Annotated in this window: 21 protein-coding genes; 6 read left to right on the top strand and 15 right to left on the bottom strand. The window is 65.2% G+C overall.

Annotated elements, in window-relative coordinates; all coding sequences use genetic code 11:
- Positions 1 to 21 precede the first annotated feature (21 nt).
- Together ABIB73_RS27570 and hemH are read right to left on the bottom strand one after the other, a co-directional pair.
- The gene (locus tag ABIB73_RS27570) at positions 22 to 987 is read right to left on the bottom strand and encodes an ABC transporter substrate-binding protein (RefSeq protein WP_354229073.1); all 966 of its coding nucleotides are present in this window, start codon (positions 985 to 987) and stop codon (positions 22 to 24) included.
- Positions 988 to 997: 10 nt separating this feature from the next.
- Positions 998 to 2035: a ferrochelatase gene (hemH, locus tag ABIB73_RS27565; protein ID WP_354229071.1), complete on the bottom strand. Its 1038-nt coding sequence runs from the start codon at positions 2033 to 2035 to the stop codon at positions 998 to 1000.
- 81 nt (positions 2036 to 2116) lie between these two features.
- Between hemH and ABIB73_RS27560 the strand changes: the two genes are divergently transcribed.
- Positions 2117 to 2515, top strand: a complete 399-nt coding sequence (locus tag ABIB73_RS27560) for an MAPEG family protein (protein ID WP_354229069.1) — start codon at positions 2117 to 2119, stop codon at positions 2513 to 2515.
- 177 nt (positions 2516 to 2692) lie between these two features.
- On the opposite strand, the gene ABIB73_RS27555 is transcribed toward ABIB73_RS27560, so the two are convergent.
- The 3 genes from ABIB73_RS27555 to ABIB73_RS27545 are packed head-to-tail and all read right to left on the bottom strand — an operon-like array spanning position 2693 to position 6530.
- The gene (locus ABIB73_RS27555) at positions 2693 to 3814 is read right to left on the bottom strand and encodes a nickel/cobalt transporter (RefSeq protein ID WP_354229068.1); all 1122 of its coding nucleotides are present in this window, start codon (positions 3812 to 3814) and stop codon (positions 2693 to 2695) included.
- Positions 3811 to 4449, bottom strand: a complete 639-nt coding sequence (locus tag ABIB73_RS27550; RefSeq protein ID WP_354229200.1) for a DUF1007 family protein — start codon at positions 4447 to 4449, stop codon at positions 3811 to 3813. The genes ABIB73_RS27555 and ABIB73_RS27550 overlap by 4 nt, the downstream gene beginning before the upstream one ends.
- Positions 4449 to 6530 carry a M3 family metallopeptidase gene (locus tag ABIB73_RS27545; protein WP_354229066.1) on the bottom strand — a complete coding sequence of 694 codons (2082 nt, stop codon included), beginning with the start codon at positions 6528 to 6530 and terminating at the stop codon, positions 4449 to 4451. The genes ABIB73_RS27550 and ABIB73_RS27545 overlap by 1 nt, the downstream gene beginning before the upstream one ends.
- A 136-nt stretch (positions 6531 to 6666) precedes the next feature.
- Between ABIB73_RS27545 and ABIB73_RS27540 the strand changes: the two genes are divergently transcribed.
- The 5 genes from ABIB73_RS27540 to ABIB73_RS27520 all read left to right on the top strand — a co-directional run bounded on the left by ABIB73_RS27540 (position 6667) and on the right by ABIB73_RS27520 (position 11489).
- Positions 6667 to 6921, top strand: a complete 255-nt coding sequence (locus ABIB73_RS27540) for a hypothetical protein (protein WP_045004054.1) — start codon at positions 6667 to 6669, stop codon at positions 6919 to 6921.
- A 676-nt stretch (positions 6922 to 7597) separates the two neighbouring features.
- A complete protein-coding gene (locus ABIB73_RS27535) occupies positions 7598 to 8740 on the top strand; it encodes a type III PLP-dependent enzyme (protein ID WP_354229064.1) in 1143 nt (380 codons plus the stop codon).
- Positions 8741 to 8875: 135 nt separating this feature from the next.
- Positions 8876 to 9463, top strand: coding sequence for a GNAT family N-acetyltransferase (locus ABIB73_RS27530; protein WP_354229062.1), 588 nt, complete (start codon positions 8876 to 8878; stop codon positions 9461 to 9463).
- Positions 9464 to 9611: 148 nt separating this feature from the next.
- Positions 9612 to 10001, top strand: coding sequence for a RidA family protein (locus ABIB73_RS27525; protein ID WP_354229061.1), 390 nt, complete (start codon positions 9612 to 9614; stop codon positions 9999 to 10001).
- A gap of 45 nt (positions 10002 to 10046) precedes the next feature.
- Positions 10047 to 11489: a homospermidine synthase gene (locus ABIB73_RS27520; protein WP_354229059.1), complete on the top strand. Its 1443-nt coding sequence runs from the start codon at positions 10047 to 10049 to the stop codon at positions 11487 to 11489.
- A gap of 151 nt (positions 11490 to 11640) precedes the next feature.
- Here ABIB73_RS27520 and ABIB73_RS27515 read toward each other — a convergent pair whose 3' ends face one another.
- The 10 genes from ABIB73_RS27515 to ABIB73_RS27470 form a co-directional block, all read right to left on the bottom strand.
- Entirely contained in the window at positions 11641 to 11973 is a 333-nt protein-coding gene (locus ABIB73_RS27515; protein ID WP_354229057.1) for a superantigen-like protein SSL4, read from the bottom strand.
- 90 nt (positions 11974 to 12063) lie between these two features.
- Complete coding sequence (locus ABIB73_RS27510; RefSeq protein WP_354229055.1) at positions 12064 to 12780, bottom strand: MgtC/SapB family protein; 717 nt, start codon at positions 12778 to 12780, stop codon at positions 12064 to 12066.
- Positions 12781 to 12810: 30 nt separating this feature from the next.
- The gene (locus ABIB73_RS27505) at positions 12811 to 13830 is read right to left on the bottom strand and encodes a WD40 repeat domain-containing protein (protein WP_354229198.1); all 1020 of its coding nucleotides are present in this window, start codon (positions 13828 to 13830) and stop codon (positions 12811 to 12813) included.
- The gene (locus ABIB73_RS27500) at positions 13830 to 14882 is read right to left on the bottom strand and encodes a CobW family GTP-binding protein (protein WP_354229053.1); all 1053 of its coding nucleotides are present in this window, start codon (positions 14880 to 14882) and stop codon (positions 13830 to 13832) included. The genes ABIB73_RS27505 and ABIB73_RS27500 overlap by 1 nt, the downstream gene beginning before the upstream one ends.
- 54 nt (positions 14883 to 14936) lie before the next feature.
- Entirely contained in the window at positions 14937 to 15800 is an 864-nt protein-coding gene (locus ABIB73_RS27495; RefSeq protein WP_354229052.1) for a metal ABC transporter solute-binding protein, Zn/Mn family, read from the bottom strand.
- A gap of 6 nt (positions 15801 to 15806) precedes the next feature.
- Positions 15807 to 16676: a metal ABC transporter permease gene (locus ABIB73_RS27490; RefSeq protein ID WP_354229050.1), complete on the bottom strand. Its 870-nt coding sequence runs from the start codon at positions 16674 to 16676 to the stop codon at positions 15807 to 15809.
- A 6-nt stretch (positions 16677 to 16682) separates the two neighbouring features.
- Entirely contained in the window at positions 16683 to 17438 is a 756-nt protein-coding gene (locus tag ABIB73_RS27485) for a metal ABC transporter ATP-binding protein (RefSeq protein WP_354229048.1), read from the bottom strand.
- Between the two features lie 2 nt (positions 17439 to 17440).
- Positions 17441 to 17677 carry a hypothetical protein gene (locus tag ABIB73_RS27480; protein ID WP_354229046.1) on the bottom strand — a complete coding sequence of 79 codons (237 nt, stop codon included), beginning with the start codon at positions 17675 to 17677 and terminating at the stop codon, positions 17441 to 17443.
- A gap of 43 nt (positions 17678 to 17720) precedes the next feature.
- On the bottom strand, positions 17721 to 18221 hold the full coding sequence (locus ABIB73_RS27475) for a hypothetical protein (protein WP_354229044.1): 501 nt from the start codon (positions 18219 to 18221) through the stop codon (positions 17721 to 17723).
- On the bottom strand, positions 18218 to 18829 hold the full coding sequence (locus tag ABIB73_RS27470; RefSeq protein WP_354229042.1) for a permease: 612 nt from the start codon (positions 18827 to 18829) through the stop codon (positions 18218 to 18220). The genes ABIB73_RS27475 and ABIB73_RS27470 overlap by 4 nt, the downstream gene beginning before the upstream one ends.
- Positions 18830 to 18931 lie beyond the last annotated feature (102 nt).

The following is an 18931-nucleotide window of genomic DNA, read 5'->3' as shown; positions in this document are numbered from 1 at the left end:
TGCCGTCCGTTATGGACAGTCCTATTCGATGACGTCGTTCGCGGTTGCGAGCAGGCTTTGGGGGATTGTGACGCCAAGCGCCCTCGCCGTCTTCAGGTTGATCGCAAGCTCGAACTTGGTGGGGTTCTGCACGGGGAGATCGGCCGCTTGCGCGCCCTTCAGGATGCGATCGATATAGGATGCCGCACGCCGCAACTGCTCGGCACTATCGGTGCTGTAGGACATCAACCCGCCCTCGTCGACAAAGGTGCGGCTCCAGAACACCGCAGGCACGCGCGCCTCGGCAATCGCCGCCAGCAGATGCGCGCGGTTGGCCATGGTGAAGAAATCTGGCAGCACCAGGAAGCCACCATCTTTCAGCGAGGCCAGCGCCGCGATCGAAGCCGCGTCATGCACCGGCGCGGGCTCGACCGTCACGCGAAGCGCGCGCCCCGCCTCCTCGATGGTCCGCAGCATCAGGCCGGCGAATGGCGCGGTGTCGGGATTGTAGACGACGAAGACGCGGGCCACGCGCGGCGTGATCTGCGTCAGCATCTCCAGCCATTTGCCGGCGAGCGGGCCGTCATAATCGGTGAAGCCGGTGATGTTGCCACCGGGATGCGCGAGATTTTTGACAAACCCCTGGCTGACGGGATCGGTGACGACGGCGAACACGATCGGCGTTGTCGTGGTGCGCTGGCGCAGCTCCTCCACTGACGGCGTGCCGATCGCGAGCAGGATGTCGGGCTTGAGCGCGATCAGTTCGTCGGCAAGCCGGGCGATGGGCGCGCGGTCGCCGGCGCCACTGCGCCAGTCGATCTTGAGATTGTCTTGCTCCCTCCAGCCATGGACGGCGAGCGCCGCGGCCAGGCGGGTCTGCCCGATCACCTCATCGGCGGTGACCGAGAGCACGCCGAGCCGTCGAGTCGCGTTCGACTGCTGCGCCAGGGCCGAGGGCGGCAGCGCCGTGATCGTCCCAAGAAGCGCCAGGAGTTCGCGGCGATTCATCGAGCACCCATCAGATCCAGCCCTGAAGCTCGCGCAGCACCAGGGTGCGGATCGCGTCCATGCCGGGCTCGCTGTCATTGAGGCAAGGGATTGCGGAAAACTGTTCGCCGCCATTGTGCTTGAAAATCTCGGCGTTCTCCCGCGCGATCTCCTCCAGCGTCTCCAGGCAATCGGCGGAAAAGCCCGGCGTCACCACCGCGATGCAGCGTACGCCTTCTTTCGCGAGCCGCTCCATCGTCTTGTCGGTGTAGGGCTGGAGCCATTCATCGTTGCCGAAGCGGGACTGGAAGGTCAGCAGCAGCTTTGTCGCGTCCATCCCGAGCCGGCGGCGCAGCGCCTCGGTGGTGGCGACACAGTGGTCCTGATAGGGGTCGCCCTTGTCGACATAGGATTTCGGCATGCCGTGGAAGGAGGCGACGATCAGCTCGGGTGTGAACGGCAGCGTGGCGAGATGCGCCTCGATCGAGGTCGCGAGCGCCTCGATATAGGCCGCGTCTTCATAGTAGGGCGGCGTCACCCGCAGCGTCGGCTGGGCGCGCAGGCGCGCGAGCACGCGGAACACCTCGTCGCAGACGGTCGCCGAAGTCGAGGCGGAATATTGCGGATAAAGCGGGACTGCGAGGATACGGTCGCAGCCCTTCGCGATCAGCGCGTCGATGCCCGACTTGATCGAGGGATTGCCGTAGCGCATCGCCCAATCCACCACGACGTGGTCGCGGTCCGACAGCGCGGCCGCGAGCTTGTCGCTCTGCGACCGCGTGATGGTCTTCAGCGGCGACTCGTTCCGCTCGTTGTTCCAGATCTTCTGGTAGTCGAGCGCCTTGGTGCGGGGACGGCTGCGGAGGATGATGCCGTTCAGCACCAGCTGCCAGATCAGGCCCTGGTCCTCGATGACGCGGGCGTCCGAGAGGAATTCCTTCAAATAGGCCCGCACACCCGGGGCGTCGGCCGTGTCGGGCGTACCGAGATTGACCAGAAGCACGCCGACGCGCGGCTGGCCGGATTGGGCGGCCGATTTCGCGGTCTCGATGGGGACAACTGCCGTCATGGCCCGTGGGTCGCGCGTTGCTCCGAACTTGTCAAGATGAGCCCGGTTTAGCTAGGGTCGCGCCCAAGCGGGGGAGGGAAGATGACACTCGCGGAATGGTGCGTATTCGGAGCGCTGCTGCTCTATCTCTCGACGATCGTTTCGATCAAATGGATCCGGTTTCGCGGCTTCGACAATTCCCGGCCGCGCGACCCCGCCTTCTATGAGGATGCCATCGCGCAGCGCGCACTCGGCGCGCACCAGAACGGCATCGAGACCTTCCCGTTCTTTGCCTTCGCGGTGCTGCTCGCCGAATTCCGGGATTCGCCGCAACGCCTGATCGACGAGCTCGCCGTGCTGTTCCTGATCGTGCGGATCGCTTACGTGCTGACCTATCTCGGCGACCGCCCGACGCTGCGGTCGATCCTCTGGAGCATCGGCTTCGCGATCAACCTCGGGATTTTCTTCATGCCGATGATGAAGCGGTTTTTGCCGGTGTGAGGTTCGCGCGAGCGCAACTCCGTATCGTGTCCCGAACGCGGTGCAGCGCTCTTGCGCTGCTCCGCAGAGCCGGGACCCAGAAAGCCACACGCTACTTTCTGCACCGAGAAATGTGCCCCGGCTCTGCAGCGCATCGTCGAGGGACGCTGCGCTGCGTCCGGGGCACGAGAGTCTAGCTCAGAAACACGTCGTCCGCTCCGCCGCGATGTAGCCGAACAAGAGGCCCACGCCGAACAGCAGCACCAAGCCGGCGGCGCCGAATTCGATGCCGCGCATGAACAGCGCACCGCCACCGTCGCGGGCTCCGCTCAGGCGGCCGGCGATGTCCTTGGCGGAGACGGCGATGATCGCGATGGCCGCGACCGTGATCGCAGTGCCAAGCCCCATCAGCAAGGTCGCGGCGATGCCGGCCCAGAACAGGCCCTGGGCGAGCGCGAACACCAGGACCAGGATCGCGCCCGAGCAGGGGCGGATACCGACCGTGAGGATCGCGCCGAACCCGCGCCGCCAGCCGCCGGGGCCGGCGAGCTCGCTCGGCGCGGGGCCGTGAGAATGGCCGCAATGCTCGTCATGGACATGGTCATGCCCGTGATGATGATGGGCGTGACCATGGTCGTGGTGATCATGACCGCGATCGTGGTCATGATGGTCATGCGCATCGTGATGATGGTGATCGCCGTGATCATGATGGCGCGGCACGCCCGCAATCGCCGGAACCGGCTGGGCCGCCTGGAGCGCGCGAATGAAGCCGCCGCCCTTCACCCAGGCCAGCCGCAGGCCGAACAGCGCGATCAGCGCGTAGCTGGCGATCTCGATCGCGCCTTCCGCCTTGCACATGGTTTTCGCGGTCGCATTCAGCACCCAGGCCGAGATGCCGACGATCAGGATCGCGACCACCGACTGCATCAGCGCCGAGGCAAAGGATAGCGCGATGCCGCGCCGGGCGGTCTCGCGGTTGGCGACGAGATAGGAGGCAATGACCGCCTTGCCGTGGCCGGGGCCGGCGGCATGGAAGATGCCGTAGGCAAAGGAGATGAAGAGCAGTGTCCACACCGCCGAGCCGTCGGATTTGGCGGCGCGGATGGTCGCGGACATCTGGCGATAGAATTCAGACTGTTTTGCCAAGAGCCAGCCGACGAGGCCGCTGGCCTCGGGCTCGGCAGCCTGCGCGGGTCGTGGCGCGCCAAAGGGATTCTGCGCGAGGAGATCGTGCAGCGCGGCGTCGGCGAATCCCAGCACGAGGACAATTGCAGCGCAGGCGAGGAGCCCGCGCGCGAGCGGGGAGAGTTGCGGCTTCAAGGGCAATCCACCGTGATCTTGTTGGCGAACATCATGCCGAAATTGGCGTTCGGGCCATCCATGAAGGTCTGCTCGTTGAGCTTCTGCGCCGTCGCGGTGCCGTCGCTCGGCCGTTCAAGCTTCATCTGGCAGCCACCGGGCGCGCCGACCAGCTTGACCGGATTGTCCCTGGCCATCTGGAAGTCGATGAAGAAGGAGCGGTCGAACACTTCGAGCACCAGCTGCTTGGGCTTGACCGGGTTCTTCAGCGGCAGCGTGAAGTGCAGGGTCAGCACCGTATCCTTGTAGTCGAGAAAGTAGTCGACCGGCTCGTTAAAGCGCTCCTTCTTGCCGTCGGCTCGCGCAAAGGTGAAATAGGCATATTCCTTCAGCGACTCGACGTTGGTCTGCGCCAGCGGCCCCAGCTCCTCGCGCGTGTAAGCGCCCTTGGTCTTGCTCTCGAGCCCCTGCACCGCATAGGCCGAGAACATGTCGTCAAAGGTCCATGCATGGCGCACGCCGGTGATGCTGCCGTCCTCCGCGTAGATGAGCTCGCTGGTCGCGGTGATCCAGACATGCGGATGCGCGCTCGCCGCGCCCGCTGCGAGCGTCAGCGCAGCGGCGAGCAGCCATCCGAACAGGGCGCGCATGCCGATCAGGCCGCCTTCGCGCCGTCGAGCAGACCGCGGCGGCGGAGCAGCGCATCGGGCTCCGGCGGACGGCCACGGAAGGCCTCGTAAGCGGCCTCCGGATCGACCGATCCGCCGCTCGAGTAGATGTCGTCGTGGAGACGCTTGGCCACGGCAGGATCGAAGATGTTGCCGGCCTCCTCGAACGCGCCGAAGGCGTCGGCGTCCATCACCTCCGACCACATGTAGCTGTAATAGCCAGCGGCATAATGGTCACCGGAGAAAATGTGGCCGAACTGGGTGGGCCGGTGGCGCAGCGAGATCTCCTCGGGCATGCCGATCTTCTCCAGCTCCTTCTTCTCGAAGGCCCGCACATCCTGCGCGGCCGAGGCTGGCTGGGTGTGGAATTCGAGGTCGATCAGGGCCGAGGAGACGAACTCGACGGTGGCAAAGCCCTGGTTGAATTTTCGCGCGGCCAGGAACCGTTGCAACAGGTCGTCGGGCAAGGGCTCGCCGGTCTGGTAGTGGCGGGCGAACTGCTGGAGCACCTCGGGCCGCTCCTGCCAGTGCTCGTAGAGCTGCGAGGGCAGCTCGACGAAGTCGGTGAACACCGAGGTGCCCGACAGCGACGGATAGGTCACGTTGGAGAGCATGCCGTGCAGGCCGTGGCCGAACTCGTGGAACAGGGTGCGGGCATCGTCCGGCGACAGCAGCGAGGGCCCGCCGCCCGCTCCTTTCGCGAAGTTGCAGACATTGATGATGAGCGGGGCGATTTCGCCGTCGAGCTTCTGTTGGTCGCGCAGTGAGGTCATCCAGGCGCCGGAGCGCTTCGAGGACCGGGCGTAGTAATCGCCGTAGAACAGCGCCTTGTGCTTGCCGTCCGGGCCCTTCACCTCCCAGACCCGGACGTCGGGGTGCCAGGCCGGGACGTCCTTGCGCTCCTCGAAGGTGATGCCGAACAGGCGCGTGGCGCAGTCGAAGGCGGCGGCGATCATATGGTCGAGCGTCAGATACGGCTTGATCGCGGCGTCGTCGAAATTGGCGCGCTGGAGGCGGAGCTTTTCGGCGTAGAAGCGCCAGTCCCAGGGCGCGAGCTTGAAATTGCCGCCCTCTTCCGTGATCAGCGTCTGCATCTCGTCGCGGTCGGCGAGCGCCCGGGCGCGGGCCGGCTTCCAGACCCGCTCCAGCAGGCCGCGCACGGCGTCCGGCGTCTTGGCCATGGAGTCCTCGAGCCGGTAGGCCGCGAAGGTCGGATAACCCAGCAGATTCGCACTCTCCTCGCGCAGCTTCAGGATCTCGACGATGGTCGCGTTGTTGTCGTTGCCATTGCCGTTGTCGCCGCGCGCGGTGAAGGCCTTGTAGACCTTCTCGCGCAGGTCGCGCCGGGCCGAGCTCTTCAGGAAGGGCTCGACCGAGGAGCGCGACAGCGTGACGATGGCCTTGCCGGCCATGCCGCGATCTTCTGCCGCAGCCTGGGCGGCGGCGACGAAGCTCTCCGGCAGGCCCTGCCGATCGGCCTCCCCTAACTCCATGAACCAGTCCTGTTCGTCGCCGAGCAGATGATGGCTGAAGCCGGTGCCGAGCTGGGCGAGCTTTTCGTTGATCTCGGCCATGCGCGTCTTGGCCTCCTCGGAGAGGCCGGCGCCGGAGCGGTGGAAGCGGGTGTAGGTGCGCTCCAGCAGGCGGAGCTGCTCCGGGTTGAGAGCGAGATTGGCGCGGTTCTCGTGCAGCTGGGCGATGCGGCCAAACAGCACGGCATTCATCGTGATCGGATTCCAGTGCCGCGCCATCCGCAAGGAGACCTCCTTGTCGATTTCCAGGATGGCCGGGTTGGAATGCGCCGAGACCAGGTCGTAGAAGACGGAAGCGACCTTGTTCAGGAGCTTGCCGGAGCGCTCCAGCGCCGTGATGGTGTTGGCGAAGTCAGGCGCGGCCGGATCATTGGTCATCGCCGCGATCTCGGCGGAATGGTCGGCGAAGGCCTGCTCGAAGGCCGGAAGGAAGTGCTCCGGCGCGATCTCGTCGAAGGGCGGGGTCGCGAATGGCGTCACCCAGGCCTTCAGCAGCGGGTTGGTCTCGGAGTCCGTAGTTTGGCGGGGTTCTGACATCACAAGTCCCGTTCTTTGAGGCTCGATCGTTGGGGCCAGCTATAGCACGCGATGGGGCTTTTTTGGGCCATTTGGCCTTGCTCCCGCCCGCCTTTTCGGGGAGATTGCGGCCCTCGAAGCCACGGATCCTGAGCCCATGAACGCGCCTTCCTCGTCCTCCCGTCAGATCGTCTGGCCGAGCGTCATCACTGTCATCAGCGCCGCCATCCTGATCGGCGCCGAAGTGTTCGGCGCGGCGTTTGCCGGCGGCTGGGCGCTCGCAATTCTGTTCGGGCTCGGCGACCAGGGCGCGCATATCCTCCAGGCCGTGCTGTTCGCGCTCGGCGTGCTGGTGATGACCGCCTTCATCCGCGCGGCTCAACGCGTCGAGCCCTTCACCAAGCGCGGCTGAGGCGCGCTTGCGCGCGCGAGACACGCTCGCGCCACGAAAAAACTTAACGACTGTTCATCTTCAGCGTCGCTCGCGCAGCACAGCGCAAGCAGATGTTAGGTAATCTTGTCGCCAGCCTAAAAAAAATCTTGCGATCGAGATTCAAAACCCTTATGTGCGTTCTTGCCCAATTTCGCACGTGCCTGTGGTCGTGTGTCAGTCGGTAGGTATCCGGACAAGAGGCCGGACAGCCGCCAAGGGGTGAAGAAGCCGAGGGGCTCTTCGGAAGTGCGGAAGTCTGAGACTGAAAAGTCGGAAGACCGAAGCAAACCCGGAGCGTCCAGCATCTCTCTCAAGAGATGCCTTGTCGAAGGTGACTTCACTCTTTGCAACCGTGACTGGCAGCCGGAGGCGAACCGGCGCACCCCGCTCTCAACGGGGGACGCGACTTAAAGCAACGACGGATCGGGCTTTTTTGGTCTCTACCGGCAGTCCAAAGCCGGCGCGGGCTACTGAAAAGGCTTGTCCTTCATTGCCAGGTGTGCGGGCGGGAAAACTCCCAACCAATCCACGGCAGCACAGTCTGGTTTGAGTCTTTGGCTTCGTCGCGCCTCCATCGCGCGATCTGGCCGGAGCGCTCTTATCCGACGTCTTTTTTTGAACGGATCCCCGTCGCTGGGCCGTTTGGGAGAGTGCTATGACCGAACGTATTCAGGAATTCCTGCGCAACCGCCGCAGCGAGGGCCGGGACACCGAGCCTTGCCTCGTGGTCGACCTCGAAGTCGTGCGCGACAACTACCAGACCTTTGCCAAGGCGCTGCCCGACAGCCGCGTGTTCTATGCCGTCAAGGCGAACCCGGCGCCGGAAGTGCTGGCCCTGCTCGCCTCCATGGGCTCCTGCTTCGACACCGCGACGGTTGCCGAGATCGAGATGGCGCTGGCCGCCGGTGCGACCCCCGACCGCATCTCCTTCGGCAACACGATCAAGAAGGAGCGCGACATCGCGCGCGCCTTCGCGCTCGGCATCCGGCTGTTCGCGGTCGACTGCGTTCCCGAGGTCGAGAAGGTCTCACGCGCCGCTCCCGGTGCGAAGGTGTTCTGCCGCATCCTCTATGACTGCGCCGGCGCCGAGTGGCCGCTGTCGCGCAAGTTCGGCTGCGACCCGGAGATGGCCGTCGAGGTGCTCGACGTCGCCAAGCGTCTGGGCCTGGAGCCGTGCGGCATCTCCTTCCATGTCGGCTCGCAGCAGCGCAAGGTGAAGGCGTGGGACCGTGCGCTGGCGATGGCCTCGCAGGTGTTCCGCGACTGCGCCGAGCGCGGCATCAACCTCTCCATGGTCAACATGGGCGGCGGCTTCCCGACCAAATACCTGAAGGACGTGCCGCCGGTCGTCACCTACGGCCGCTCGATCTTCCGCGCGCTGCGCAAGCACTTCGGCAACCAGATTCCGGAGACCATCATCGAGCCGGGCCGCGGCATGGTGGGCAACGCCGGCATCATCGAATCCGAGGTCGTGCTCATCTCGAAGAAGAGCGACGAGGACGAGGTGCGCTGGGTCTATCTGGACATCGGCAAGTTCGGCGGTCTCGCCGAGACCATGGACGAGTCGATCCGCTACGCCATCCGCACCCCGCATGACGGTGCGGACATGACGCCGTGCGTACTCGCGGGCCCGACCTGCGATAGCGCCGACGTGCTGTACGAGAAGAACCCGTATCCGCTCCCCGTCACGCTCGAGATCGGCGACAAGCTCCTGATCGAAGGCACCGGGGCCTATACGTCGACCTACTCGGCGGTAGCGTTCAACGGCATCCCGCCGCTCAAGACCTACCACATCTGATCTGCCTCACTTTCTGAGGCCTGACGAACCCGGGAGCCGGCTTGTCGGCTCCTTCCCTGACATTTTCGATTTCTGACGACGTCTTGGACCGGCGTGCCCATCGGGCACATCCGTTCAAGCGGGGACTGACGCGCCATGACTGCTTTTCGGAAGCCACAAGTCGCCCTCACTTCGAAAGCTGCTCCGTTCGCGATCCGTGCGGAACGTGCTGCCGACGTCGCCGCCCGTGAAGCGCTGCTGGATGCCTGCTTTGGCGAGAACCGCCATGACCGCACCTGCCAGCGCCTGCGCGACGGACGTGCGCCTGCTGCAGGCCTTGCCCTGTCGGCGATGCACGAGGGGAAGCTCGTGGGAACCGTGCGGTTGTGGCACGTCAGCGCCGGAGGCAGGCCCGCTTTGGTCCTCGGACCGCTGGCGGTGGATCCTGCCTGCCGCGAGCTCGGGATCGGCGCCACGCTGATGCAACAAGCGCTGGCCGCCGCCCGGGCACGCGGGCATGCCGCCGCGATCCTGCTCGGCGACGCCCCCTACTATGCCCGCTTCGGCTTCTCGCCCGAGAAGACCGGCGCGCTGTCGCTGCCCGGCCCGTTCGAGTGCGACCGCCTGCTGGCGATCGAATTCCAGGCCGGCGCACTGGATGGCGCCGAGGGGATGATCGTCCCGACCGGCGCGGTCCTTTCCAAACGGAGGGTAGTTCGCGCCCTCCAGGCGCACGCGGCCTAAGGGATTGCCATGATGGCGATGACCGAAGCCGCATTGAGCGGCAACGCCCGGCCGCGTCCGCGCTAAGCTTTATTCCTTTGGGGTTGCGCAGGCCCCGGAAACGCCCTTTAACCCCGAGAAACACCAATTTTCAGTCGAGGCCGAACCCATGTCCCGTCGCCTGATCTCCACCGGCTCCCCCTTCGAGAAGACCGCCGGCTACAGCCGCGCCGTGATCGACGGCGAGTTCGCGTTCGTCGCGGGAACCACCGGCTATGACTACACGACGATGACGATGCCGGCCGGTGTCACCAGCCAGTCACGCAACTGCTTCAAGACCATCGAAGCGGCCCTGAAGGAGGGCGGATTCGAGATGGCCGACATCGTCCGCGTGACCTACTACCTCACCGACGCCAAGGACGCAGACGCCCATTTCGCGGTCTGCGGCGAAGTCCTCGGCGACATCCGTCCGGCGGCAACGCTTCTCGTCGTCTCGGCGCTCTACAAGCCCGAGATGAAGGTCGAGATCGAAGCGACCGCCAAGCGCCGCAGCGCCTGATCCACCCACCCTTTGTCCGCCAGCACGTTCCGGAGAAACCATCCCATGAGCCCCCCCTCGCAGATCTACGCGAAGATCACTGGTCCCATCGTCATGGTCGGCTTCGGCTCCATCGGCAAAGGCACGTTGCCGATGATCGGGCGGCATCTCGATTACGACAAGTCGCGCATCACCGTGATCGATCCCAAGGACGAAGGCCGCAAGGCGCATTGCGAGAGGCAGAATGTGCGCTTCATCCAGAAGGCCGTGACCAGGGACAATTATCGGGAATTGCTGACCCCGCTGCTCACCGAAGGCGGCGGCCAGGGTTTTTGCGTCAATCTCTCGGTCGATACCGGCTCGACCGACATCATGGAGCTCTGCAACGAGCTTGGCGCTCTCTACATCGACACCGTCAACGAGCCCTGGCTCGGCTTCTACTTCGATGCCTCGAAGGGCCCGGAAGCGCGCTCCAACTACGCCCTGCGCGAAGCGACGCTGGCCGCCAAGAGGGCGCGCCCCTCGGGCTCGACGACGGCCGTCTCCTGCTGCGGCGCCAATCCCGGCATGGTCTCCTTTTTCGTCAAGCAGGCGCTGCTCAACGTCGCCGCCGATCTGAAGCTCAATGCCCCCAAGCCGAAGTCCAAGGCCGAGTGGGCGGACCTGATGCGGCAGGCCGGTATCAAGGGCATCCACATCGCCGAACGCGACACCCAGCGCTCCAAGTCGCCGAAAGAGCCGGATGTCTTCGTCAATACTTGGTCGGTGGAAGGTTTTCTGTCGGAAGGCGTGCAGCCGTCCGAACTCGGTTGGGGCACCCATGAAAAATGGATGCCCGAGAATGCGCGTACCCACGAAGCTGGCTGCGGCGCCGCGATCTATCTGATGCAGCCCGGCGCCAACACGCGCGTGCGCACCTGGTGCCCGACCCGCGGCGCGCAATATGGCTTCCTCGTCACCCACAACGAGTCGATCTCGATCTCCGATTATTTCACGGTGCGTGACGCATCGGGCACGGCGGTCTACCGGCCGACCTGCCACTATGCCTATCACCCGGCCGACGATGCCGTGCTGTCGCTGCACGAAATGTTCGGCCGCGCCGCGAAGATGCAGGAAAAGCACCACATCCTCGACGAGAACGAGATCGTCGACGGCATCGATGAGCTCGGCGTGCTGCTGTTCGGCCACGACAATAACGCCTACTGGTACGGCTCGCAGCTCTCCATCGAAGAGACCCGCAAGCTCGCGCCCTATCAGAACGCCACCGGCCTGCAAGTGACCTCCGCCGTGCTCGGCGGCATGGTGTGGGCGCTGGAAAACCCGAACGAAGGCATCGTCGAAGCCGACGAGATGGATTTCGATCGTCTGCTGGAAATCCAGATGCCGTATCTCGGCCCGGTGAAGGGTTTCTACACCGACTGGACGCCGCTGACGGATCGTCCGGGACTGTTTCCGGAACATATCGATACCAGCGATCCCTGGCAGTTCCGGAATATTCTGGTGCGCTGAGGCCGGCTCTCTCGACTGGTCATTCCGGGGCGCGCCACCTGGCGCGAGCCCGGAATCCATCAGGCCTCAGAGATTGCGGATCAATGGATTCTATGATGCGCAATTGCGCATCATAGCTCGCGCTCCGCGCGCCCCGGAATGACGGAGAAAACTACTTCTCCTTGATCGGCGGCGCGACCTTCTCGGCAGGCGCCTGCGGCAGCGCGGGCTTGGTGGCCGCGCCCTGGGTCTGCGGATCGGGACGCGCAGGCTCGGGCGCCGGCGTGGTCGGACGCTCGCCGCCGGGCTTGGCTTCCGCGGGCATCTTGTTCTGGTCGTCGGATGGCGTGCCCTGGAGCGGCTGCGTCGCCTGCGCCGTCTGCACCCGGCTCTCGGCACGGATCTGCACCAGCGAGAGGCCCGAGACCACAACGCCTGCTGCGAACAGCGTGGAGGCGATCAGGAGGTCTCGTCGAAGTCCGCGTTTGTCGTTCGTGCCGGGCATGTCGATCACCGCGTTTGTTCGCGAGATCAACGAATTTGCGCCACCGCGGTTCCGGCGGGAACCCCAAGCCCGCGCGCCAAACCGCCGCGCTCAATCCGTGGTGCTGACTTCCCAGGTGGCGTGGCGCACGCCCGGCAGGTGCTGGAGATCGGTCGCCACCGCGTTCAACTCGTTCGGATCGACCGCGGTCGCGACCAGCTTTGCGACGATTTCGATCAAATCGTCCCCGGTCTCGACCACGTCGATATCGGCCACCGGATATTGCGCGCCCTCCAGCTTCTCGACGAGCCGGTCGCGCATGTCAGGCACGGTGTCCGGCGCAACCGCGAGCTTGAAGTAGTAGGTCGCCTCCGAGGTCTTCTCATTGAGTGGAATGCGGTTGATCGCGTTCACCAGCGGGCGCAGCAACGTGTTGCCGGCGATAACAAACACGGTGAGCGCGGCTGCCTGCGCGACCATGTCGGCCCCTGCGCACGAGCCGACGGCAGCCGAGGCCCACAGTGTCGCCGCGGTGTTGAGCCCGCGCACGTCCATGCCCTGCTTCATGATGACGCCGGCGCCGAGGAAGCCGATGCCGGAGACGACATAGGAAATCACCCGGACCGCACCGTCGGCACCGGTCAGATGCATGGCGAGATCGACGAAGGCGGCGGCGCCGACCGCGACCAGCACGTTGGTGCGCAGGCCAGCGGTGCGCTGCCGGTATTGCCGCTCGGCGCCGATCAGCGTGCCCAGCACGAAGGCGGTGAACAGGCTGACCAGCGTGTCGGCGAAATCAGCGAGTTGGAAGGTCGTCAGGAACCGCATGGTCCCCTATACGGTCAGAACGATGACAGATCAAAGCTCCAGAACGCCGCCGTCCCCATTTTCATCAGCCAAGGCGAGCAGGGTGCCCTTGGCGTTCCAGGCCAGCGCGGCCACGGGCGGAGTACCGTTGCGGCGGACCAGAATCTCGGCGCCGTCTTCCAGACGCACCATCAGCACGGTGCCGTCGCTGTAGCCGGCGGCAAAGATGTCGTTCCTGGGATGGCAGGCGACCACCGACACGCGCGCCTGCAGCGGCGCGAGCATCGCGGGCTCCTTGCCCATCGGGCCGTCCTTGCTGGCGAACGGCCACAGGATGACGGTGTCGGCGCCCGAGGTCGCCAGCGCCTTGCCGCCCGCGCTCCAGGACATCGAACGGACGCGGCCGGGATAGCCGGTCATGCGCATGTGGCGGTTATCGGCAAGCCGCCAGCCATGCAGCGCCGCCTCATGCATGGTGGTGACCAGGAATTTGTTGTCCGGGCTGAAGGTGACGCCGAGATGCGAACCGGCCCACGGCAAAAATTCGGCGCCCGCTGCCATGTTGGGAAACCACAGTGTCGCACCGTTGTAATGCGCGATCGCGAGCCGCAGCCCCTTCGGCGCGAACGCAAGGCCACCGACGGTCGAGGGTACCTCGATCGACTTCTCTTCGTTCTTGCCGCTCTTGACGAACGCGAACTTGCCGGCCGACCAGGCGAAGGCGCCGTCCGGATGCAGCGCCACCGCGTCGATCCAGCGCCGCTTTGGGTCGGTCGCGAGCAGCGTCACCTCGCCCTTGGCGTCGAGCGAGACAACCTTGCCGTCGTCGCCGCCCATCACGAGGCGCTTGCCGTCGGAGGCCGTCGAGAGAATGCCGCCGCTGTGCACCGCGACCTTGCTGATCTCGGCATTGGCATCGACGAAGGCGACACTCTCCTCACCGCCGACAAAGGCGGCGCGGTCGCCAAGGAAGTGGACTGACGTCACGCCCATCCCGAGCGCGACCGGCTTGACGCGATCGGTGACGGAGACGATCGAAGGTGAATCGGGAGCCGGCGTAAACTCTTTCATCACGAGACGATGCAGCTCTCGAAGCCCGTGCGAATGAGCTCTTCGGGCAATTCGCGGCCGATGAAGACGAGGCGGCTCTGGCGTGGCTCGCCGTCCTTCCACTTCCGCTGGTGGTTGCCCTCCAGCATCATGTGGACGCCCTGGAAAACGTAGCGGTCGTCATCGTCGTGGAACGACAGGATGCCCTTGGAGCGCAGGATCTTGCCGCCCTCGACCTGCACCAGGTTCTGGAGCCAGGGCATGAACACGTTCGGATCGAGCGGCTTGTCGGTCTTGAGCGAGAGCGACTGCATGTCCTCGTCGTGATAATGCTTCAGGCCGTGGCCGTGATCATGGTGGTGATGATCGTGGTCGTGGTGATCATGGTCGTGGCCATGATCGTCGACCTCCAAAAAGTCCGGCTCGATGTCGAGGATGCGGTCGAGGTCGAAAGCGCCGCGATCGAGCACATCGGCCAAGGCGACCGAGCAGCGCTCGGTGCGGTGTAGCTTGGCGTAGGGGTTGATGGCGCGGATGCGGGCCTCGACCTCGGCAAGTTCAGGCTTGGTGACGAGATCGGTCTTGTTCAGCACGATGACGTCGGCGAAGGCGATCTGGTTCTTGGCTTCGGGCGCGTCCTTGAGCCGGTCGGACAACCATTTGGCGTCGGCGACCGTGACGACCGCATCGAGCCGGGCATTCTTCTGCACGTCCTCGTCGACGAAGAAGGTCTGGGCGACCGGCGCCGGATCGGCAAGGCCCGTGGTCTCGACGATGATGGCGTCGAACTTGCCCTTGCGCTTCATCAAGCCTTCCATGATGCGCACGAGGTCGCCGCGCACGGTGCAGCAGATGCAACCGTTGTTCATCTCGAACACTTCCTCATCGGCGCCGATGATGAGGTCGTTGTCGATGCCGATCTCGCCGAATTCGTTGACGATGACGGCGTATTTCTTGCCGTGGTTTTCCGACAGGATGCGGTTCAACAGCGTGGTCTTGCCGGCGCCGAGATAGCCGGTCAGGACGGTCACGGGAATCTTCTCAGGAATCTTGGTGGAAGTCGCTTCAGACATAACTACTCCGACATCGGGCTTGTCGCGCGACGCGAGGCGGGGTGGCCCCCTGCCCTAGTGGTCAAGCGCGCTGGTCAGCGCCTTTATATTGTGCCTGACCATGTCAATGTAAGTGGGGGCGAGCCCCTTTTCGCCGGTCAAACCGTCCGAAATCAGCGTCCCGCCGACCTTTGAGCCGGTCTCGGCCGCAATCCGCCGGATCAGCCGGTCGTCGCTGATGTTTTCCAGGAATACGGCCGGGATTTTTTGGGCCCTGATCTGGCCGATGATCCCTGCGATATCCCGCGCGCTGGGCTCGGTTTCGGTGGAGACCCCGAGCGGGGCGATGAACTGGATGCCGTATTCGGCGGCGAAATAGCCGAAGGCGTTATGGGTGGAGATCACCTTGCGCCGCTCCGGCGGGATTTTGGCTACGACCTCGCGGACCTCGCGGTCGAGCGTTTCGAGCTTGTCCAGATAGGCTTTGGCCTGAGCGCGGAAGAACTCGGCGTCATCCGGGTCCGCCGCAGCCAGCGCGTTGGCGATATCGGTCACATAGATTTTCGCGTTCGGGACGGACTGCCAGGCGTGAGGGTCCGCAGCCGAGCCGAGTTTCAGCGGCGCGATACCGGCGCTCGCGGTCACGATCGTCGCCTTGCTGCCCGAGGACTGGACCAGCCGCGGCAGCCAGCCCTCGAGGCCCAGCCCATTGACGATGACGAGCTTCGCGTCCGCGATCCGCTTCGCGTCGCCCGGTGCCGGCGTGTAGACGTGCACGTCGCTGTCGGCGCCGACCAGCGTCGTCAGATTGATGCGGTCACCGCCGATCGTGCGAGCGAAATCGGCGAGGATCGAGAAGCTTGCAACGACGTTGAGCCGCTCCGCGGCGTGCAGCGGCGACGCGATCAGCAGGAGTACACAAAGCAGGATACGCCGCATCGCCGGTCACGCTTCCAGATGCCGGCCGGGAAACATCTGCCTGACGATACCGCCGACGCGGCCGAACAGGACGGAGACGATGTAGAGCATCGTCGCCACGAGAATGATCGCGGGGCCAGAGGGCACACGCGTCTGGAACGACAGCACCAGGCCCGCATAGCCGGACACCGCCGCGGCAACGACCGCGATGCAGATCATCACCGTCAGATCGCGCGACCAGAACCGTGCAATGCCCGCCGGCAAGATCATCAGGCCGACCGCCAAAAGCGTACCGAGCGCCTGAAAGCCGTTGACGAGGTTGATCACGACCAGTGCGAGGAAGGCGAGATGCGCAGGCCCCCCGGCGCGGCTGACGGTGCGCAGGAACAAGGGATCGACGCTCTCGATCACCAGCGGGCGGTAGATCACTGCGAGCACCAGCAGCGTGACCGTGGCGTTGAAGGCGACCACCAGCAGCGTCTGGTCGTCCATGGCAAGGATGTTGCCGAACAGCACGTGCAAGAGGTCGATATTGGTGCCCCTGATCGAGACGATGGTCACGCCAAGCGCCAGCGAGGCGAGATAGAAGGTCGCAAGCGACGCATCCTCCTTCAGCCCGGTCGAGCGCGAAACCACACCGGCGAGGATCGCGACGGCAAAGCCGGCAATCAGGCCGCCGGCAGTCATCGCGAACAGATTGAGGCCGGAGAGCAGGAACCCGATTGCCGCCCCCGGGAGGATCGCATGTGCCATGGCGTCGCCGACGAGGCTCATCCGCCGCAGCATCAGGAACACGCCGATCGGCGCACCAGCGAGCGACAGCGCGATGACGGCAGCGAGCGCCCGCCGCATGAACTCGAATTCGGTGAACGGGCCGATCAGCGCGTCATAGATCATCGGATGTCACGCTGCCCGCGAGCGGGCATCGTCGGCCGCGCAGGCCGCGGCGCTGTCGTCGAAGGCCTCGCACATCCGCATCGCGACCATCAAATTTTCCGGCGTCAGCACCTCTGCCGTCGGTCCCCAGGCCACGGGGCCGCGCGCCAGCACCAGCGTCTCGCTGAAATGCGTGCGCACCATCTCCATGTCATGCAGCGCGGCGAGCAACGTACGGCCCTCGCTATGCCAGTGCTTCACCAGCGCAAGCAGATCGGCCGTGGTCTTGCTGTCGATCGCGTTGAAGGGCTCGTCGAGCACGATCAGCCTCGCGTCCTGGAGCAGCACGCGCGCGAACAGCACGCGCTGCATCTGACCGCCCGAGAGCGTACCGATCGGACGGTTCTCGAAACCGTTGAGGCCGACCGCTGCAACCGTACGCAGGATCTTGTCCCGCGCAGCCTTGCCGATGCCGCCGAACAGGCCTGTCGCGCGCCACAGCCCGGAGGCGACGAAATCGAAAACGGAGATCGGAAAGCTGCGATCGATCTCGGCGCTCTGCGGCAGATAGGCGATATCGCGAGAGTCGAGCCCGGCGAGATGGATGCTGCCGTCGAGCGGCTTGAGGATGCCGACGATGCCACGCAGCAGCGTCGACTTGCCGGCGCCGTTCGGGCCGATCACCGCGACCAGCGCGCCGGAGGCGACTTCGCCGTTGAGGTGGTGCACGGCCGGATGACGGTCATAGCCGAGCGTGACGTTGTGGAAGTGCACGGCCGCCATGGTCACCTCATCGCCAGCCAGACCACGGCCCAGAGCACGGCGCAGACGGCGACCGCGGCCGAAAGGCGCGCGACCATGGTCATGTGCAGGATCGACCAGGACGCCGCCTGCGCCGGATGCGGCGACGTCGCATCGTGGACATGGGCGTGGCTGTGGTCGTGCCCGTGCGAATGCCCGCGGGCATGGACATGGGATTGGTCGTGGTCGTGATTGTGGGCGTGGGACGCGGCGGGAACCATTCGGGGACGTTATATTATAACATTACGCCTGTCCACGCCCGGGTCAGGGCTTGCCGATCACCATCGCGATGGCGGCGGCGACGAACGGGAATGGCACCGAAACCGCGCAGCGGAACCAGACGAAACGGGCCGGCATGAACGGGATTTCCCACAAAATCACCCGCTGGAAGGCGAACAGCGCCCAGGCGACGACATAGGCAACCACCTGCGGCACCCCGCCGCCCGACTTCAGCGCCACCGTGCCGATGGAGAAGCCGATCACGGGCCCGCCGGGCGTGGCAGCGCCGGCGACCACGGCGGTCGCAACCCCAAGCCAGCCCCTATCCGGGCCGAGCCAGCCGGTGATCACCTCCTGCGGGATGATCGCGGCGATGTAGCCGGAACCGATCACGCCGAGCGCAATCCGCGGCACGATGTTGATGAAGTCCATCGAGCCTTCGCGGAGCGAAGCCTTGAACACCGGAGGGCCACGGCGGAAGGCGATCAGACCGACGCCGAACACCGAACCCCACAGCAGGATGTCGATCAGAAGCGCGGCACTCACGTCTCGTCGTCCTTCGCGAGCGGCTTCGGATAGATCCGGACATAGACGAAGCGGCCGAGCGCGCCGGCGAGCACCGGCAACGGCAACGAGATCAGGATGCGCCACAGCGTGAAGTCGGTGCCCATGATCGGGATTTCCCAGGCGACCGCCCGGCCATAGCCGATCAGGGTCCAACTCACGACCATGGCGATGGTGGCGCCGAAATCCGCGCCGACCGCGAGCAGCGCGCTCGCCACCGGATAGGCGGTGAAGGGCCCGCCCGGCAGGATTGCGCCGAAGGCGGTGCCGATCAAAAGGCCCTTCAGCCCGGATTTCGGCCCAAGCGAGCGCGAGACCTTTTCGTGCGGCAGAATCTCCGAAATGAATGCACCCAGCAGGCAGCCGGCGAGCACGCGCGGCAGAATGCCGCCGAACAGCGAGAGATCGTGGGTCAGAATATCGAGAACGCCGTCGGTGCCGTCACGCCGCCAGACCAGCGCCGCGCTCACCGCCACAAGTGCCGCGATCATGATCGTCGACCAGCCGATCGGCTTGCGCGCCCGCCCCGGCCGCGGCTCGGAGTCCACGTCCTCGGCAGGCGCCGGGTCTTTCGGGGAAGGTTCTGACAACGGGCTTGGATCGAGTGGAAGGAATGCCCGTTCTGATTAAGGGTGCCGCGCAGTTGATGCAAACGGAACGATCACAGGCCGATGCGCGCACGGCGCAGGGCT

The sequence above is a fragment of the Bradyrhizobium sp. F1.4.3 genome (genome assembly GCF_040548375.1).
Taxonomy (GTDB): domain Bacteria; phylum Pseudomonadota; class Alphaproteobacteria; order Rhizobiales; family Xanthobacteraceae; genus Bradyrhizobium.
This window is presented reverse-complemented; position numbering and strand designations above follow the sequence as displayed.

What these genes read in the sequence shown, in the direction of transcription:
- ABIB73_RS27520 (WP_354229059.1), top strand. Translation starts at nt 10,047, where the DNA reads ATGAGCCCCCCCTCGCAGATCTACGCGAAGATCACTGGTCCCATCGTC.
- ABIB73_RS27545 (WP_354229066.1), bottom strand. Translation starts at nt 6,530, where the DNA reads ATGTCAGAACCCCGCCAAACTACGGACTCCGAGACCAACCCGCTGCTG.
- ABIB73_RS27490 (WP_354229050.1), bottom strand. Translation starts at nt 16,676, where the DNA reads ATGATCTATGACGCGCTGATCGGCCCGTTCACCGAATTCGAGTTCATG.
- ABIB73_RS27510 (WP_354229055.1), bottom strand. Translation starts at nt 12,780, where the DNA reads ATGCGGTTCCTGACGACCTTCCAACTCGCTGATTTCGCCGACACGCTG.
- ABIB73_RS27500 (WP_354229053.1), bottom strand. Translation starts at nt 14,882, where the DNA reads ATGTCTGAAGCGACTTCCACCAAGATTCCTGAGAAGATTCCCGTGACC.
- ABIB73_RS27505 (WP_354229198.1), bottom strand. Translation starts at nt 13,830, where the DNA reads ATGAAAGAGTTTACGCCGGCTCCCGATTCACCTTCGATCGTCTCCGTC.
- ABIB73_RS27540 (WP_045004054.1), top strand. Translation starts at nt 6,667, where the DNA reads ATGAACGCGCCTTCCTCGTCCTCCCGTCAGATCGTCTGGCCGAGCGTC.
- ABIB73_RS27515 (WP_354229057.1), bottom strand. Translation starts at nt 11,973, where the DNA reads ATGCCCGGCACGAACGACAAACGCGGACTTCGACGAGACCTCCTGATC.
- ABIB73_RS27535 (WP_354229064.1), top strand. Translation starts at nt 7,598, where the DNA reads ATGACCGAACGTATTCAGGAATTCCTGCGCAACCGCCGCAGCGAGGGC.
- ABIB73_RS27495 (WP_354229052.1), bottom strand. Translation starts at nt 15,800, where the DNA reads ATGCGGCGTATCCTGCTTTGTGTACTCCTGCTGATCGCGTCGCCGCTG.
- ABIB73_RS27560 (WP_354229069.1), top strand. Translation starts at nt 2,117, where the DNA reads ATGACACTCGCGGAATGGTGCGTATTCGGAGCGCTGCTGCTCTATCTC.
- hemH (WP_354229071.1), bottom strand. Translation starts at nt 2,035, where the DNA reads ATGACGGCAGTTGTCCCCATCGAGACCGCGAAATCGGCCGCCCAATCC.
- ABIB73_RS27485 (WP_354229048.1), bottom strand. Translation starts at nt 17,438, where the DNA reads ATGGCGGCCGTGCACTTCCACAACGTCACGCTCGGCTATGACCGTCAT.
- ABIB73_RS27530 (WP_354229062.1), top strand. Translation starts at nt 8,876, where the DNA reads ATGACTGCTTTTCGGAAGCCACAAGTCGCCCTCACTTCGAAAGCTGCT.
- ABIB73_RS27525 (WP_354229061.1), top strand. Translation starts at nt 9,612, where the DNA reads ATGTCCCGTCGCCTGATCTCCACCGGCTCCCCCTTCGAGAAGACCGCC.
- ABIB73_RS27570 (WP_354229073.1), bottom strand. Translation starts at nt 987, where the DNA reads ATGAATCGCCGCGAACTCCTGGCGCTTCTTGGGACGATCACGGCGCTG.
- ABIB73_RS27480 (WP_354229046.1), bottom strand. Translation starts at nt 17,677, where the DNA reads ATGGTTCCCGCCGCGTCCCACGCCCACAATCACGACCACGACCAATCC.